Annotated in this window: 14 protein-coding genes; 7 read left to right on the top strand and 7 right to left on the bottom strand. The window is 46.1% G+C overall.

Going from position 1 to position 17,921, the window contains the following annotated elements; translation table 11 throughout:
- Positions 1-18: 18 nt before the first annotated feature.
- A complete protein-coding gene (locus H8S65_RS09545) occupies positions 19-384 on the bottom strand; it encodes a hypothetical protein (protein ID WP_186929762.1) in 366 nt (121 codons plus the stop codon).
- Between the two features lie 198 nt (positions 385-582).
- Here H8S65_RS09545 and H8S65_RS09540 point away from each other — a divergent pair, with 198 nt between their 5' ends.
- A complete protein-coding gene (locus tag H8S65_RS09540; protein ID WP_186929761.1) occupies positions 583-1,296 on the top strand; it encodes a carbon starvation CstA family protein in 714 nt (237 codons plus the stop codon).
- Positions 1,297-1,355: 59 nt separating this feature from the next.
- The gene (locus H8S65_RS09535; RefSeq protein ID WP_186929760.1) at positions 1,356-1,613 is read left to right on the top strand and encodes a hypothetical protein; all 258 of its coding nucleotides are present in this window, start codon (positions 1,356-1,358) and stop codon (positions 1,611-1,613) included.
- Positions 1,614-1,917: 304 nt separating this feature from the next.
- Here H8S65_RS09535 and H8S65_RS09530 read toward each other — a convergent pair whose 3' ends face one another.
- From H8S65_RS09530 to H8S65_RS09520, 3 genes are all read right to left on the bottom strand, one after another.
- Positions 1,918-2,088, bottom strand: a complete 171-nt coding sequence (locus H8S65_RS09530) for a hypothetical protein (protein ID WP_186929759.1) — start codon at positions 2,086-2,088, stop codon at positions 1,918-1,920.
- A gap of 332 nt (positions 2,089-2,420) precedes the next feature.
- On the bottom strand, positions 2,421-2,903 hold the full coding sequence (locus H8S65_RS09525; RefSeq protein WP_186929820.1) for a glucosaminidase domain-containing protein: 483 nt from the start codon (positions 2,901-2,903) through the stop codon (positions 2,421-2,423).
- Positions 2,904-2,907: 4 nt separating this feature from the next.
- Entirely contained in the window at positions 2,908-3,357 is a 450-nt protein-coding gene (locus H8S65_RS09520) for an HU family DNA-binding protein (RefSeq protein WP_186929758.1), read from the bottom strand.
- A 290-nt stretch (positions 3,358-3,647) separates the two neighbouring features.
- On the opposite strand from H8S65_RS09520, the gene H8S65_RS09515 reads away from it, so the two are divergent.
- The 3 genes from H8S65_RS09515 (at position 3,648) to H8S65_RS09505 (ending at position 13,031) form a co-directional block, all read left to right on the top strand.
- Positions 3,648-3,872 (top strand): DUF4248 domain-containing protein, encoded by a 225-nt coding sequence (locus H8S65_RS09515; protein ID WP_186929757.1) that lies wholly within the window; start codon positions 3,648-3,650, stop codon positions 3,870-3,872.
- Positions 3,873-3,883: 11 nt separating this feature from the next.
- Entirely contained in the window at positions 3,884-6,274 is a 2,391-nt protein-coding gene (locus H8S65_RS09510) for a DUF3987 domain-containing protein (protein ID WP_186929756.1), read from the top strand.
- A 337-nt stretch (positions 6,275-6,611) separates the two neighbouring features.
- Positions 6,612-13,031 carry a YDG domain-containing protein gene (locus tag H8S65_RS09505; RefSeq protein ID WP_186929755.1) on the top strand — a complete coding sequence of 2,140 codons (6,420 nt, stop codon included), beginning with the start codon at positions 6,612-6,614 and terminating at the stop codon, positions 13,029-13,031.
- A 492-nt stretch (positions 13,032-13,523) separates the two neighbouring features.
- On the opposite strand, the gene H8S65_RS09500 is transcribed toward H8S65_RS09505, so the two are convergent.
- From H8S65_RS09500 to H8S65_RS09490, 3 genes are all read right to left on the bottom strand, one after another.
- Positions 13,524-13,772 (bottom strand): DUF6722 family protein, encoded by a 249-nt coding sequence (locus H8S65_RS09500; RefSeq protein WP_186929754.1) that lies wholly within the window; start codon positions 13,770-13,772, stop codon positions 13,524-13,526.
- Between the two features lie 132 nt (positions 13,773-13,904).
- Positions 13,905-14,210, bottom strand: a complete 306-nt coding sequence (locus H8S65_RS09495; protein WP_186929753.1) for a helix-turn-helix domain-containing protein — start codon at positions 14,208-14,210, stop codon at positions 13,905-13,907.
- Between the two features lie 48 nt (positions 14,211-14,258).
- The gene (locus H8S65_RS09490; protein ID WP_186929752.1) at positions 14,259-15,800 is read right to left on the bottom strand and encodes a sulfatase; all 1,542 of its coding nucleotides are present in this window, start codon (positions 15,798-15,800) and stop codon (positions 14,259-14,261) included.
- 227 nt (positions 15,801-16,027) lie between these two features.
- Here H8S65_RS09490 and H8S65_RS09485 point away from each other — a divergent pair, with 227 nt between their 5' ends.
- Together H8S65_RS09485 and H8S65_RS09480 are read left to right on the top strand one after the other, a co-directional pair.
- Complete coding sequence (locus H8S65_RS09485; RefSeq protein ID WP_119216668.1) at positions 16,028-16,393, top strand: BlaI/MecI/CopY family transcriptional regulator; 366 nt, start codon at positions 16,028-16,030, stop codon at positions 16,391-16,393.
- Position 16,394: 1 nt separating this feature from the next.
- The gene (locus H8S65_RS09480; protein ID WP_186929751.1) at positions 16,395-17,765 is read left to right on the top strand and encodes a M56 family metallopeptidase; all 1,371 of its coding nucleotides are present in this window, start codon (positions 16,395-16,397) and stop codon (positions 17,763-17,765) included.
- The last annotated feature ends 156 nt before the right edge of the window (positions 17,766-17,921 follow it).

Here is a 17,921-nt window from a genome sequence, read left to right as displayed (position 1 = left end):
TAACCAAAAGATCAAGGCTTAACCGTCCGGGCTACTCCGGTCAAAGGCTCCGCTGTCGCCTGCGAAACTCGCTTCGCTCAAACAGCGCATGCTCCGGACGCTTCGTCTTCGCCCTCCGCTTGACGCCCGTCCGCTTAGGCCTTTCTTAGAAAGCTGCGCTTTCTCTTGGGATGGCCGATACCGACGGTTCTTCTGCGGCCCCGTGTCAAGCACGGGGACAGGCTGTTCCCGCGCTTGACGCGGGATCGCAAGGAAGCAGGCAGTATCGGCCATCCCCCAAAACCCGTCAGGCTCTCTTTTGCCGTCTGCTTCAGCAGACGGTTTGAAAGGTCTGGAGGCAAAGCCTCTTCCTCTGTGGACTTCAGTCCCTTTCATTGATTGCATCAAAAGGGGTTAAAACCCACAGAGGAACCGGCGAAGCCGGAGCAATCATCTATCCGTCTGCTTCAGCAGACGGCAAAAGAGAACCTGCGGCACGAGGCTGGTTAAGCCTTGACTTTTTGGTTACTTTTGGGGTCAAGCCAAAAGTAATAAGTAAATTAGCATTTTGAAACAAGGAAATAGAACGAATAAAAAACGATTATGACACTGAAACAACTCATATCCCTCTTGCCCCGGCTGGTTAAATATAACCTGAAGATTATCTTTGCCGGGAAATTCATCTGGTTCCTCCTGGCGGCATTCCTGTTTTTTGCCTATTTCATGTTCCAGATTGCCTGGAGCCGGTCGGAGGTCAACGAAGGGGTGGTCTATAACCTCCTGATGTTCCCCTGCGTCCTGTTGGTGTTCTATCCTGCTGTTTTCGGCATACAGAACGATGAGGACAGCCGGATATTGGAAATCCTTTTCGGCATCCCCGACTATAAATATAAGGTATGGGGCGTCCGCCTGCTGATGATCTATGTGGCGATCTTCGCGATCCTGATCGTCTTCTCCTGGCTGGCTACGCTCATGCTCTATCCCGTCAACGCCTTTGAGATGTCGGCCCAACTGATGTTCCCGATCCTCTTTTTCGGAAACCTCGCCTTCATGTTCTCCACCATCACCCGCAGCGGCAACGGGACTGCCGTTCTGATGATTATCATCGGCATCGCCCTGCTGATCTTCAGCAATATGGATTTTATCGAGCGTTCTTTCTGGAACATCCTCCTCAACCCCTTCTCCATCCCCCGCAATTTCCTGCCGGTCATCTGGGAAGGCATCATCATCAAAAGCCGCATCTTCCTCCTGGCCGCCAGCATCGTCTGGATGCTGATCGGCCTCCTGAACTTGCAGAAGAGGGAGAAGTTTGTATAACGTATATATATTGTATATATGATGTATATATTATATATTTGCAGAAAGAATTTGAATATATGAACACAACAGCGTTACCCAGAAAGAAAAAATTGATAGAGTTGCCGGAGGATGCTTTCAAACGGCTATCTATTATGGCAGTAGCAGAAGGTAAAAGTTTGAAAGCATTCATCGAAAATCTGCTTATCTCCGAATCGAAAGCAATGGACGATGATGCCCTGTACAGATCCTTGATCAAATCGGACCCGGAAGGCCAACAGTATCTTACAGACAAGGAAAAAGATGATTTTGAGAAATCATTTACCGTACTCGTGTAGGAGGTTATAGAGCCTTCTTCTTGTTCAAAGTAATAAACAATACCGTTTATTTTGAATATTTTGTTAGTAGAGGAGAAGCCTACAATAAGGATTATATGGAGAGTTTACGAGATAAGGATAAATAAGAAAGGCAAAAGTCCTGTAAGGGCATTGCAAAGAATATCAACCTATTCGCCTTGCAGCACCCTTACAGGGTGCAAACTAACGAGAGAATATATATCCTAAACCCCAGGTTAAAACCTGGAGCTATCATGCACCGTCCTTACAGGACGAAAACACACCGTATTATACCCGCAGTTTAAACCTAACCGATATCCTCAAATAGAGGCTGATCCCGTGGCGGAACAGGCGGGAGGCTATCTTTCGGAAAAGGGGCAATAACAGTTGGAATTTCTTCATCCGGCATAGGTTTAAAGTGAAACAAAAAGTTAAGCAACGCGATAATAAATTCAAGAATTTGTTTGATCTTTTTCATAAGACATCGTGTGTGTTGATTATTGAATAAGAATAGTTGAACATGCGAGGCTTTCTCTTTTGCCGTCTGCTTCAGCAGACGGATAGATGATTGCTCCGGCCTTGCCGGTTCCCCTGTGGGTTTTTAACCCCTTTAAATATAATCCATAAAAGGGACTGAAGCCCACAAAAGAAGAGGCTTTGCCTCCAGACCTTTTAAACCGTCTGCTGAAGCAGACGGCAAAAGAGAGGCTGAGGAGGCTTGGGGGATGGCCGATACTGCCTGCTTCCTTGCGATCCCGCGCGGGGCGCGGGAACGGGGGTAGCCCGGCAGGTTAAGCCTTGACCTTTTGATTACTTTTGGGTCAAGCCAAAAGTAATAGATAATATTGCCTGCACCGTCTTTTCGATCTGTATCAGGCTGCGGCGGTAGGTTTCGCGGTCGTCCCCGTTCAGTTCGCTGATGTAGCGGCTGTAGGCGATCTCATGCGCATAGGCGGAAGGGTTTTCGCTCTTGCTCCAGGCCGTGCGGTAGTTGTTGCGTATCAGGCGGGCGAAGTCGAGGAAAGAATCCTCCCGTCTCCCGTACCACCGGAAATCCAGTTCGTCGCGCGACGTGCGGACGGGATATTTCTGCCCGTGCCAATACGCGTTGCTGCACCCGTAGGCCGTCAGCCCGAAGAAGTTATGCGCCCGTAGCGCTAACTCGCTCGTGCCCCATCCGCTCTCGAAAGCACCCTGTGTTAAGATCACGGACGGATTCATGTTGAAAGCCGTCCCCGCCGCTATGGCCGCCGGCAGGGACGCTTTGACGAAGGAAATCTGCTGTGCCGTCATACCGCTACAGTTCACCCGGACGCTCCTCTTCGCCCGAACCGCCGCCCTCCTGCGAGGTGGTGTCTTTCCCGATACGTTCGTAGCTCACCTTGCCGAGGCAGTCTTTCAGCAACGCCCCCGGACGGAAGATGATCCGCGCCTTGCGTATCAGGTTCGTCTTGAACTCTTCGACGGTCGCAACCCCCTTGCTGCCGGTGTTGATCTGGAAATTGCCTAACTCCCCGAACTGCACGATCTCCCCGCGCAACAACGCGTTCTTCATCACCGAGAGCGCCCCGTCCATCACTACTAACACATCCCCGCGCGAAGCTGTCGAGATCGCAGAAACCGACTCGCACAAGTCGTCGAAACTGAACGTCCCGTTGTTGTTCACCGAAGCGTAATACTTCTTGTCGCCCTCTTCCGCATCTTTGGAAAGGTCTTTGCGTAAAACCAATTTGTACTTGATTGACATAAACATTGAAATTTAAAGGTTAAAAACTCTTTTTCGTCTGTCCGTATGTCAAAGATACGACACCCTCCTTCCCCTCTGAGGGCCTTTCCCGCCCTACTGCCCCCTACTGCGTCATTTTGAGTCGTAAACAGCTTTAACAAGATATAAGCGGGCATACGCGAAATAACCGGCATTTATGGGATAACCGCATGCCGGGGTCGACCGATTTTCTATAATAATATGCTGATTAATAGCTTGTTATGCAAATAATTATACCTATCTTTGTAGTGATAAATAACACACAAGACATTATGGAAAACGAAGTGAATTATTCTAAGGTATGGGCCGTTTACGAACTCGCCCTATGCTATTTTCCCGGCTCCTCGCCCAAGTCGGCGACCGATAAGCTGTCCCGTTGGATACGCCTGAGCGGCAACCTGAAAGACAAACTGCAGGCGCTGAACTGGCATCCCGGAAACAAACTGTTCACCCCCAAGCAGGTCATGTGCATCATCGACCACCTGGGCGAACCTTAAAAACAAACATCATGGAAACTGAAAATCAAGGACAATCAGTAGGAGAACAAGCGCTTTTCCCCTATTATGACAATCTTTACCACCTCCGTTCGAACAAAGAACTGTCGCTGGAAGAAGTGTACAACCTCGTTAAAGGCAACGCCCTGCGGCATGTCACCGGCGAAATACGCCGTGCCATCGCGGAGGGAAACCCCGTAAAAGCCAAGTCGCTGAAAATGCAACTCCCCTGCATCGCCGTCTCCTGCCGCTTCCCGGAAGAACGCCGGACGGAAGAGGCGGGCGATTACCTCGGTTATGTGCTGGTCGACACCGACGGCCTCACATGCCCCGCCGCTGAATACCGCGACCGCTGCGCCGCCATCCCCTTCGTGGCCTTCGCCCAGGTCAGTGCGAGCGGCAACGGCAACCACCTCGTTGCCCGCGTCAAATGCACCGCGGAAGAGCACGAGGACGTCTGCCGCTCGCTCCAGCATTTCTTCGAAACCGCCTTCGGACACCCCACCGACCACACCTGTACCGACATCACCCGCGCCGCGCTCCTTTGCCACGACCCGGAAGCGTATGTGAATTTGCAAGCAACCGCGTACACAGTTGAAAAGGAAAAGTGGAAAGATGAAAGTGAAAAGAGCGGCAAAAAACTTTCAACTTTCAACTCTCAACTTCCAACTGATATCGGCGAAAACCTTCGCCGCTATCTCGACGCTGCCGACTGTAACCTTTCCTGGGTCAAAGGGCAACGGCACGCCAACCTGGTGAGCCTCGCCTTTACGCTGAACCGCGCGGGCTTCGGCGAGCAGGCCGTGCTACGGGAATGCAACAGCCGGTACGCGCAACCGGATTTCGACGAAAAAGAGATCGTGAAAGTCATCACTTCGGCCTACGCCAAAGGACGTGCCGAGCATGGCTGCAACCGGAAAGAATTTGCGCCGCAAGCGGAAGTTTCCGCACGTTCCGCATCTTCCGCACTATACACTCCTGCGCTGGAGGAAAAAGAAGGCAGTCCGCTGGAAGACAAACGTTTGGAATATGCCAAAGAAATGGCGAAATGTTTTCCGCATGCGGTTTATGAACATCTGCCCCCGTTCTTCCTCGAAATGTTCACCGAAGGGCTGACCGAGGTCGAACGTTCGGTCACACTCATGGGCAGCCTCGGCATTTTTTCGGCAGCCATGCCCAAGGTGAGCGGCTCCTACCAGAACGCCATCTGCGAGCCGCCGCTCTACTGCTGCATCGCCGGGGCCGCCGCCTCCGGAAAGGGGATGGTCAACAAGATACATAAAGTCTTCCACGTCTATGCCGAAGGCATCCGCCGCGAATCGGCAAAAGAAGTGAAGGTCTATAACAACAAAATGAAACAATACAATTTTGACATGCTTAAACAATTGAAATCAAATGGGAAACTTTCCGAAGAACCGGAATGCGTCCGCCAGAAAGGGATCGAACTGGCCGGCAACATCTCCCGCCCGCGTATGATCGAACAGTTGTCCGACAACGGCCACTACGCCTCCCTGATGTGCGAAACCGAAATAGACGTGCTCAACAACTCGATGGAGCAGGACCACGGGCAGTATCACGACCTCCTGAACCAGATCTTCCAACACGAGCAGATCAGCAAGGACACGAAGCAGGACAAGTACTACTCCATCCCTTTCCCCCGCATGGCGCTCGTCTTCACCGGCACGGAAGGGCAGGTGACGCGCCTGATCCATTCCACCGAAGACGGCCTTTTCAGCCGCCTCCTTTGCTTCTATATCACCGAACAGGGCAAATGGAAACCCCTGACTGCCTCCGACGACAGTCCGCGCCGGGGCAACTATTATAACAATTTGGGACATGCGCTCCAGGAGATCGCCCTCTTCCTCGACGAGCACCCGACCTGGGTGAGCTATACGGAGAGCCAGCGCGACTATATGAACGAGATTTTCCCCCTCGAACTCGAACGCCTGCGTGCTTTCGGCGAAGGCGACAAGACAGCCATCCTGTTCCGCCTGGGGATGATCCACTTCCGCATCTGCATGGTGCTGACCGGCCTGCGCAAAGGCGAGCAGCGTTTGGACATCCCGGAAATAAAGATTTGCGACGATGATTTCAACACGGCCACCCAGATCATTTTCCACTGCCTGAAACACTCTTTGGTGCTCAGCACGCTCCTGAAAAAAGACGAGGTGCTCAAGTCTATCTCCAACCCTATCATCAGCGAGGAACTTTTCTCCGAGTTGGGCGAAAATTTTACGACTCGCGAAGCGATAGAAAAGGGTCAAATTCTCGGAATGGAAAAAAGAACCGTAGAATCAGCCCTCACACGATGGAAGAAAAATGGCCTGATCGTGCGGGTTATGCAAGGAAGATATAAGCGTAACAACCTGAAAAACAGCAAATCTTCCCAAGCAAAAAGTGTATAAGGCGGAACGTGCGGAACGTGCGGAAACTTTTTCCGAAAATGCTGTTTTGTGAAAATACATTTAGAAAACTGCCGGCAGGTTTTTACAGAAAAACGTAAGTGTTTTTTCGGGAAAACTATTATCTTTTGATAATCAAGTCCGCTTTGCAGAACAAAAATCTACCGAAAAAATGACTAAAAAAAACGATCGTTTTCGGTCGTCAAAATACATATAATCACACCTGTTAACTACTTTTCAAGGGAAACCATTCGTATGGGGTAAGTTAATAAAGCGATTAAAGTATAAATGAAAATTATCATTCAATGAACTCATTATTAATACTTTAATTAGAGAAATTATGAAGAGAAGATTACTTATGTTGTTATCGGTCTTTATGACGATAACGAGTGTGGGGTGGTTGCAGGCGGCAGATACCTCAGGAGACGGTTATACAAAGACCGATGACGGAAATTACACAGTGACAACCGCGGAGGGGTTGCAAAATGTGTTGGAAATCTTGAATAGTGGCACATCAGTGACGACTACTATTACTTTGGAGAACGATTTGGACATCTCTAAGGTTAAATTTATGGGACCAAATCCAACTAAGGCACAATGGCAAGGAGTATTCTACTTGAATGCTACTGAGGCAAAAATTACATCTTTAACCATTGATGGAGCTGGACATAGTATTACAGGTGAAAATACCTCGAATACTGTAGAGGGAAGTTTTGATCCTACCAAAAATTATGTATTCTACTTTGATGGTTCAGGAAGCAGTCCTATTACTTTCAAAGACCTGACTGTAAGGAATACAAACATTTTGGCTTTCAATCTTTACAATCTGAATAATCTGAAGTTCGATAAGGTTTTATTATCTGATAATAAAGAAGGCGGTTTGCATTTGAACTCTTCACAGTTGACTGCAACTGATTTTACTACAAGTGGTAATGGAAAGTTCGCTGTTAAGTTGTCTCGTCAGGAAACAAATATGCCGAAGTTTACTTTGAAAAGTGGAACAATTAGTGAGAACAATGTTCCGCAAATTGCTTTTTACGACAGACATGCCTATTCCGAATGGAGCAGTAATCCGACAACATCTGTAGCTGAGATAATCGCTTCAGTAGTAACGCCTGAAAATGATAAATGGTATCGTTCTTTACAATTGGCAACAATGCATACATCTAATAATGGTGCATTGGCTTATGTTTGGGCAAAAGACAACGATGCTGTAACAGTAAATACTGCCGGTCAACTGGACTCTACTATTAATTTAGGGTTTGCTACAGTTAATAAGGTTAATTTGGCAGCAACGACTTATGAACTCGGCAAGCAGCTTGTTATTAACAGACCTTTGACCATTGAAGGAAAAGAAGCTACTACTATTAAAGCGAATGGCTCAGATTGGAGCGGGACTAATAGTGTTAAGAACCTGATCTCTATTGAAAATGGCCAAGCAGGTGAAGATGTAATATTGAAAAACCTGTCAGTCGCAGATTCTAAAGCTGCCGGTATTAACGCGCAGTCTCCGATGACTACTTCTTTAGTGAACGTAACATTAAAGGGTAATGCAACAGCAGGTCTGTTGGTTCACTCTAAAGTAAGTGCTGAAGGATTGCATACGGAAGGTAATGTTTGGGGTGGCGTAAATGTCGGAACAGACGGAACGCCGGTTTATTCTCCGAAGTTTACTTTCTCTCCTGATTGTTCTTTTGCCGAATCATCCAAGATCTGGTCCGAAGATATTACGACAGATCCGAAACAATTGGTTGAAGGCCCGAATGGTTGGACTTCTTATGTGGGTGTTCAGGGTGCAAGCTCAGAAGAGAAACGTTATTGGACGAACTCGAAACTGCAGATGGAATATGTTGCAGAGTTTCCAAGTAATTCAAAATACAAAAATACATACTTCATTTATGCAAACGGACAACCTGTTACTATAGCAACATCAACAGCAGGCAATTTGAAGATTAGCGTTGATGAAAATGACTATTTGGAAATACCGGAAAGCTATAATCCGGTAATCTTTGGTGGCTCAAAATATGCAGATGTTGAATCTTCCAGTGTTACTTTGGAAAGCGGTGAAGTTTCCATGATATTCGGTGGCGGCTACTTAGGCGATGTTAAGAATGCAAATGTTACGATAAAAGGAGGACGGATTACCGGTTATTTAGTTGGTGGCGGCTATGGCCCGAAAGCTAAATTTGCGGAAGCCAAAAGACAGACTGCCGATGTTACTGGTAAAGTAACCATGAATATCGAAAATGCTTATGTCCGTTACATGCTTTCAGGAGGTATGGAATATGCCAAGACTGAGGCTACCGATGTTAAAGTAACAGGTGAAAATACTGATCTTCTTTATGCTTTTGGTGGTGGTTTTGCTCCGGTTGGCATTGGAGAATCTTTAGACACGGAATATGCTCAGATTGTAAATCGCATTGGTAAAGCTAATTTCTCCATGACAAAAGGTAAGATTTCCGGTTGTTTCTATATCGGTGGCGGATATAGCTATTCTTATACGAAAGATATTACTGCAACCTTCAATGAAGTGAATATCGAAGGCGGAATGAAGGGAACCGGTTCAAATGGTTGCTCTGATAAAGTAACGGCAACTTTCACGAAATGTGCTTTCTCTACAGGTAAGGATGGCTATACTCCCAGTCTCGCTGCTCTAAATCGTGGAAAAGCAGCAGAAGTATCTATGGCATTTGATAACTGTACATTTGCAGAAGGATATGAATGTTATCTGGGTGCTGACAAAGATTGGCAAAATGGCAATTACCCAACTCCTGTATCTGGAAAAACAACTATGACATTTGTTGGTAATGCTCCTGTAGTGAAAGCCAGTGAAGGTTTGCAGAATGTTGTATTGAATGGTGCGAAAGCAAATATTAATACTTTTACTCAGAAGTCTGGTACTGAAATTAAAGAATTTACTATCCCTGAAAATAATGTTTGGTCTCTAAATGGAGGATTAACTATTGCAAGCGGTTGTAAATTGACTAACAACGGTACACTGAACCTTCCGAAGGAATACATCATGGCTGGTATCTCAGCCGGTGGAGCTTTGGCAGTTGATACTACATCTGCTGCTGCTGTTGTTGCTGAAATGAATAACGCCTCTGATAAGATAGATTTGAATGGTAAGACTTTCTCTATCGCATGTAAGGACGGTGTTATCGCTTCCAACGAAACTGTAGCAAAAGAATTGTTGAATGCAGGTAAGGTTGTGTATGAATTGAAATTTACCGAGGGGCAGGAATATACTATTGCATCTTTCCAGAAAACATTGGCAAAGATAACCAACCTGCCGGATAGCGTGGTGTATGGTACGGCTCCGATTACGTTGGCGTTTAATGCGGAAGGTATTACTGCTGCAGTTGCAGCAGATCAAAACAGTTATGCAACAATAGCAAACAATGTATTAACTATACTGAAACCAACGGAAGAATTAGCAATAACTCTGACTGTATCTGATGATAAAAAAGATCAAATTCTGGAAAATACTCAGAAACTGAAAATCACCAAACGTACCTTGACCCTGACAGCAGGTATCGTTCCGAACTATGGTGCAGATACCAAAGGGGATTCAATTGTATATAATGCAGATACGGACGTAATTTTGAAATGGGATGCAGCTAATATCGCTGTTTCCGGTTTGCCTTGGGAAGCTGCTGCTGCTGCCTATTTTACTACTTCGACTGCTCCGACTGGAGCACGTGCCAATAAGAATGTAGGTGATAAAGTTCCGGTTGAGATAACAAATGCGAACGCTTTGTTAAATGGGGATTCAGCTACATATTATACTTTAGCTCCGATCACTTTCGTAACAGCTAAGGTTGTAAAGGCACAGGCTACAGTAACAGCTAAGGCTGCAAATAACGACTTCGGTAAGGAATTACCAACTTTTGAAGCAGAAATAAAAGTAATTGAGAATTCCAAAGATCAACTTGACGGAACATTAAAGTTCATTTGTTCCGCTACTCCTGATTCATTGGTGAAACAGGGCGGTTATGATATTATGCCTTACGGCCTGACTTCCGATAATTATGCTATCAAGTTTGTAGCAGGTAAGCTGACCGTTGATGCGGTTGATCCTAAGATTGAAATTGTAGATGCAAAGGTTACCGGTGATGCCGATGCTAAAACAATTACGGTACGGGCTAATCTGGTTCATTCCGGTGGTGCTACTACTGCAACTGTAACAGCTGCTTCTGAAATGAAGGCTGCCAATGGCGCAATAGCAAAAGGCGATGATGGCTACTATACTTATACCATATCACAAGCAACTGCTGCTACCCATACTGTTACATTTACGGCTACTGCTGGTGATAAATCCGGTACAGCCTCAATCAATGTAACTGTAGAAAAAGGTACTCCGCAGAATTTGACATTCGATTCAAAAGTTCTTTCATCTATCGTTTATGGCGATAGCTTGCAGTTGGCCGTAACAAGCGATGCTGCTGCTGCAACAGGTGAATATACCTTTAGTGTTGGGTCTGGTGCAACTATTAGCAACACGAACGTCTTGAAACCGACAGCAGCCGGAGAGATTACCGTTACAGTAACTCGTGCAGCAGATGAAAATTATTCTTCTGCCACTGTTACCAAGACAATTAAAGTAACTCCGAGACCGCTTAAAGCAAGTGTGGCTGCCTTCACACCGAAAACGTACGATGGCAGTGTTACAGCAACAGTGCCGGCTATTACGTTGTCTGCAGATTATAAGGTAATAGGTACTGATAAAGTTAGTATTAAGACAGGTGCTACTGCTACTTACGCAAGTAAGAATGTCGGCACACATGCAATCACTCTTTCCACTTTGGAATTGGACGGTGCACAAAAAGATAATTACACTTTGATCCAGCCTACCGGCCTGAAAGGTGAAATCACGAAGAAGAGTGCAACTGTAAAAGTTAACGACGTTACACGCATGTACAACCAGCGTTATACGAAATATACGTTTACGGATACAGGTCTAATCGAAGGTGAATCTTTGTCTTCTGTTTATACAGGAAAATTGGATGTGGCAGAAAAGGATGGCGTACTGGCATTGACGATTGATCCTAAATTATGTCAGAATTATAATCTGACAGCCCAGAATGGTACTCTGACTATTACAAAAGGAACTCCGGTAGTGGTGGCTTATAATGCAAATGACAAAGCAGAGGCTTTAGTTGTTGATTCGGCTGGTTATACAGACTTGAAAATCGGCAAGATTAATGACGCAGGTTATTTCCCGGTAGAAGACGGAAGCGGTACTGTTATTACGCAAAGTGTAAATGCTATACAACAAAAGGATGAAGTTGTTAATGCTATGCTTACGAAAGCTACAACAGAAGAATGGAATAATCCTAATCCTATAGAATTAGTATATGGTGGATCTGCAGATCAGATTACAGATCTTTCAGGTTATACTTATTCTTCTACTAATTTGAATCGTTTGGCAGTGGATAATGGTACTTTGACAATCAATGGTGTAGGTAAAGTTGCTATTATTGCAACAAATACATCTGGCGATGTCAAAGTCAAACTGTATGAAGTAACACCGAAACCGGTTACTTATACGGCTAACATGGATAAGACATACGATGGATTAACCCAGGCTACGGGTACTGTAACATTGGATGGCGTAGAAGTTAGTGATAATGTTGCTCTGGATATGGAAGGCGTAACGTTCAACTATACCTCTAATGCTGCCGGAACAAAGACAATCAATCCGTCTCAGAATCCTATTTTAGTGGGTGCAGATGCTAATAACTATAGCTTAACTGCAGCTCTTTCTGGTGAGATTAGCCCGAAAGCTGTTACAGTTTCAACACCTATCAGTGCTTATTATACAGGTAGCAAATCGCTTACTCTGGATGATTTTACAGCCGAAGGTATTTTAAGCAATGATGTTGTTAGTTTGAATGTAACATTGGATAATGAAGAGGTTGGCCCGCGTCAGTTTACATTAAATAGCTTAGGTGGAAATCATGTAGGCAACTATACATTATTTAACAAGAATGCACAGTTAGAAGGTTCTGTTTTGAAACCGACTATCATTGTGGAAGTTCCGGAAACGGCTTCTTCTGTAGCGAATGCTAAGAGTAAATTGACTTATACAATCCGTGAAACTGGTAAAGTGGTTCCTGGTGATGCATTTAGCGAAGCTATACAGGTAGTATCATTAGGTAATAATGCTTATCAGGTAAGTACAAAAGAAGATTTTGATAATAAGAATTTTACTTTGCTTTACACGAAGAACCTGATCGGCTTCAAGGCTGACCCTGTAACTCCTCCTTCTGGTGGTGACGAAGACGAAACCGTTACAATCTCCTTAGATGCAACAACCAAAGATCTTCCTCGTACGGAAGAGTTCATCCTGACAGCTACTGTATCTCCTGCCGGCAAGACGGTTACATGGAGCAGCAGCGATCCTACTGTAGCCTCTGTAACAGCAGATGGAAACAAGGTGACAGTCAAAGGTGTCAAGGTTGGAAAAGCAACGATCACAGCTACGATCGGTGATGTAACCGCCACTTGCGAAGTAACCGTAGGTTTCGCAACGGGCCTCGAAGAAGCTCTTGCCAATACAGAAGTGTTTGGAAGAAAGGGAAATATTTATGTGAATCCGATTCAGCCGCTACAGGTGACCGTTGTAAACATGATCGGTAAGATCGTCTACAATGCACGTATCAGTGGCAATACGCAAATACCGGTAACGAAAGGCATTTACATTGTGAAATTAACCAATGCCGGCAATTCTATTGTTACCAAGGTTAATGTATACTAATCCATATGTATAGAGAGTTTTAGTATTGAATGAGAAAGGGCGTCCGCGAGGATGCCCTTTTTTTATATCCCTGCCCGTACACAAATCCCCCTAACACAAAAAAGAGAGCCTCTTTTCAAAGAAACTCTCTTTCCATATATACCTGCCCTTGCAGTTACTTACAAGGATTTAACCCATCTCTTTCCAGCCGGAGTCAGCAGGAATATCAGTAATCCAAATGCAATTACTCCTAACATACCATATAAAACATACGCTGCTTCCATGCCCATTTTGATTTATGAGATTTTATCCAACCACCGTTTACCTGCCGGAGTTAATAAGAATATCAGGATTCCAGCCCCAATTATTCCTAACATACCATATAATACCATTGCTGAACTCATAGTTACTTGTCTAATGATTTAACCCACCGTTTTCCAGCCGGGGTGAGTAAGAATATCAATAGTATTAATCCAAAACCACCCAAAAGACTGTATAATAAAATTCCTGAGCTCATAACTTCTTGTTTTTATAAGTGAATACTAAAAAACCTCCAACACCGATGATAAAAGCTGCACAAAACGCAATAATTATCAAAGTGTTTTTGTTGGCTGTTAAATCTAATGCTGTTGTAATTACTGCACCGCCAATAACCAGCTTCGATATATCCAGTAAATACTTTCCAAATTCTTTTTGAACGTTTATACCTTCTTCCCTTACTATCGGAAGAACTTGTACTCTTGAATTTCGTTTTTTCTTCATAGTCAAGACTTTTTGTGTTAAACATTAAGTAACAACAAAGGTAGAAAAGATTTCAAACCTTTCCTACCTTTTCAGTCTATTTTTTGATAGAGACGGGGTTATACCTCATCCTATATGCTTAGGGAAAACGATCTACATAGGACGCAGTTCCACCGTTAATCCCATTGCGGCAGCTATACGGTATAGGGTGGAGACGGTAGGAACAGTCAATCCTCTTTCGATTCTTGAAATATACCCTTTGTCCGCACCTATGCGCTTAGCAAGCTCTGCTTGCGTTAGTCTTGCATTCTTGCGGGCATCCAACAGGATTTGGGCGTTATATTCCTCCCATGCCTTTTCTCTATTTTTCTCCCGTTCAGGAGTGCCTACTTTACCTAAAACATCGTCAAGCAATGCACTAACATCATAAATGTCTTTACTGATTTCCTTTAGTTCCATAATACTCCTTTTTTAATTTTATTGCTTTGTTGATTTCGCTATCGGGCTTTACACCTCATCCGGCCACGGGCAAGCCTTTCCAGTCGCCTTGAAAGACGGACGTTGGGCGTCTACCTTGCGGAGGTGGTCGCCGAGTTCTTGGGAGAGGCGTTTGACGATTTCCGGGTGACGGGTGCTAAGGTCGTTCTTTTCACCGATGTCGTCGGAGATGTTGAACAATTCTTTCTTGCCTGTGCCGTAGTAGTAAATCAGCTTCCAGTCGCCGTTGCGAACCGCACAGTTGAAGTTGATGCCCGGACCGTCGTTACCCCAGTTGTTAGGCATATTCCAGAAGAGGGAACGCCCTTTGGAAGGATCGCCCGTCCCGGTGAGCAGAGGCACGAAGCTGATGCCGTCGATCGGTTGCACTGTCTTGTAGTCCTTCACTCCGGCCATTTCCAGAATAGTCGGGTAGAAATCTTCTATCAGCAGGTATTTGTCGCAACGGGTATTCGGTTGGGCTACTCCCGGCCAACTGACGATCATCGGCTCGCGGATTCCCCCTTCGCAAAGCGAGCCTTTACCGCTCAGCAACGGGTAGTTCTGCGTATGCGGCGGACCATCCCTCCAGGCTGATTCGGAAGCAAGGCCACCGTTATCGCTCATAAAGATGGTGATCGTATTGTCCGCCTCCCCGTTCTTTTCCAGCCAGTCCATCAGGTCGCCCAAGCTCTTGTCCATTCCTTCGATCAGGGTGGCGTAGGCAGCCTCATGATCCGTCATTCCTTTCTTCTTGTATTTCTCGTAGAAGCGCATGTCTTTGTTCAGCGGGATATGGATGGCATAGTGGGACATGTAGAGATAGAACGGCTGGTTGTATTTCTTCGCCTTGTCTAATGCCTTGATCGCTTCCAGCGTCAGGGCTTCGGTGGCGAACGTCTCCGTGCCCCAATACTTTTCGAGGCCGGGGATGGACATCAGCGAAGTCGGTTTGCCATCCTTCGTATGGCCGTAATTCTCTTCGCCTAAATAGCTTGCCAGGCCACCGGCAGCATGGCCGGCAATGTTGACTTCGAATCCCCAGTGGTGCGGGTCTTCTCCCGGAGTGTCGATCGCGCCGAAATGGGCCTTTCCGCAGTGGATCGTGTGGTAGCCGCTGTTCTTCAGGAGTTGGACGAAAGAAGTCCCGACGAAGGTGTTGTTGGTCCCCGGAACCTGGCTGACGCCGTTATAGTTCCAGTCCGGTATGTCGAGCAGGCTGTCTTTGCGGTCGGTCGTCTTGTCTTTTTGCAGCGTCCAGTTGGTGACACGGTGGCGGGCGGCATTCGTACCGGTGATCAGGCTGCAACGGGACGGGGAACTGATACTGCTGGCATACGCCTCGGTGAACATGACTCCCTGGCGGGCGAGGCGTTCCATGTTGGGTGTCTCGTAGACTTCGTTATAATGTGTCTTTTCTGTCCAGAAAGGCAGGGAAGTGTCTTCCCATCCCATATCGTCAACCATAAAGAGGATGATGTTCGGTCGTTTGGCAGTCTCGCCGGCTGCCTGCATGTTTCCTGCCTGAAAAGCGGGAAGGATTGCTAAAGGCAATAAGATTCGTTTGTCCATCTTTTTTTGTGTTTTTCGGTTTATATTCCTGAGAAAGTTACTGATATGACAAAGGTACGCTTTACAGAAGAAATGGAAGAGGCTTCGGAATCCTTTAGTGAATATTTACGTTTTGAGGGCTGTACATTAAATTATTGCTAAATATAGTAGTTTAACTATTAATTGTAGTTGTGTTATTGCACTTTATAGTTATCTTTGGGCATTCACCTGATAAATAAACATCGAATATGAAGAAACTGACTCCCAAAGAAGAAGATATCCTGAGTTATTTCTGGACGAACGGCCCGTTGTTTATCCGTGAGTTATTGGAATTGCAGGAAGAGCCCAAGCCGCACTACAACACGTTGTCCACGATCGTACGCGTGCTGGAAGAGAAAGGCTATATCGGGTATCGCCCGTATGGAAACACCTATCAGTATTATGCGTTGGTTTCGGAAGACGAATACCGGAACAAGACGCTGAAGAACGTGGTAAGCCGCTATTTCGGCGATTCCTATACGCGTGTCGTTTCTTCGCTGATAGACCGTGACGAACTGTCGGTCGAGGAACTGGAAGAATTGCTACAGCAGATCAAGAACCGTAAAAATAAATGAGATGGTTGCCTTCCTCCTTTATATCGTTAAGTCTACTTGTTGCCTGACTCTGTTTTACTTGGGTTATAAAGCCTTGTTGAGCAACGAGACGTTTTTCCGCTTCAACCGGATGGTGCTGCTGGCGGGGATGCTGGTGTGCATGCTGCTGCCGTTTGTCGAGCTACGGACGGAATCGCCCGGTGTGCTGCAAATGCCGTTGTTGCAGTTGGAAGAGATGATACAGGAAGGAGTGGGGGAGACGGTTTCGCAGCACTCCGTTGTCCAGGTTGGAACGGAGGTTGTACCGGCTGTACGGGAGGCTTCCGGCTCATGGGGAGAGTGGGCGGTTTACCTGTATCTTGCGGGGATGGCGGTTGTCCTCTGCCGGTTGGTTCGCTCGTTTGTGAGTTTGCTTTGGCTGATCCGGAGCGGCGAGAAGATACGGAAAGAGCGTTATACGCTGGTGCTGGTCGGCAGGCCGGTCACTCCTTTTAACTGGGGACCGTATATTGTCCTGTCGTTGAAAGATTATTGTGACTACCCGGATGAGATATTGATGCATGAGCAGGTTCACCGGCGCAAGCATCATTCGTTGGACTTGATCTATACGGAGGCAGTCGTGCTCCTGCACTGGTTCAATCCTGCAGCCTGGCTGTTGAAACGGGAACTGCAGGAGGTTCATGAGTACCAGGCCGATACGGGCGTACTTAAAAATGGCATCGATGCAACAAAATATCAATTATTATTAGTGAAAAAAGCTGTTAGCGCGAGCTCCTACACCTTTGCTAACAGCTTCAATCACAGTAAAATTAAAAAACGAATTACTATGATGTTAAAAGAGAAATCAAACAGTTGGGCCCGGTTGAAGCTCGTGCTTTTAGTTCCGGTGGCAGCATGTAGCATGCTCGCTTTCGCCCGCCCGGATGTAAACCGGGAGTTGACAAACTTAGTACAGAGCGAAGGTACGACAATTTCTTCGCCCGGACAACCGTACACCCGTGAATTCTTCGACAAGGAGATCGACCGGTATATCGAGCAGGCGGGAGGCGGACAGCTTTCAGGCTCGGAAAGACTTGCATTTATGGAGAAACATACGCAGAAAATGGATTTCTTCATTAATGCCAATGACCAGATACTGTATGGCAACGATTTTGCAGAAATGTCTGAAATGCCGGCCAAGCTGAAAGCGACCTTGTCTGCATCGTCAGGTGAAAAGCCTGTGATGATCTATTTCCTCTGCGATATGCAGACAAGCGACGCAGCAGTTAAAGAAGCATTGGAAGCGGCTGGCAAAGCATTTGCCGGGTATCAGGCGACAGCTGCCGGGAAGAACGCTCCGACTCTGTTCTTTTTCGGTGATCCGCGCAAAGACTATCCTTCGAAAAAGAAATAGTGCGTAATAAAAGGGTACATGCTTTTCCCCAAGAGGATGAGGGTGTGTCAAAACCGACACATCCTCTTTTTATATCGTTTCCTCCTTTTCCCGATATAGTATTTTTCTATGCCGCAATTTTCCGAGTTGTATAAGTAATAATTGCCATTTTCGTTC

Source organism: Parabacteroides hominis (assembly GCF_014287585.1).
Lineage (GTDB): Bacteria > Bacteroidota > Bacteroidia > Bacteroidales > Tannerellaceae > Parabacteroides > Parabacteroides hominis.
This window is presented reverse-complemented; position numbering and strand designations above follow the sequence as displayed.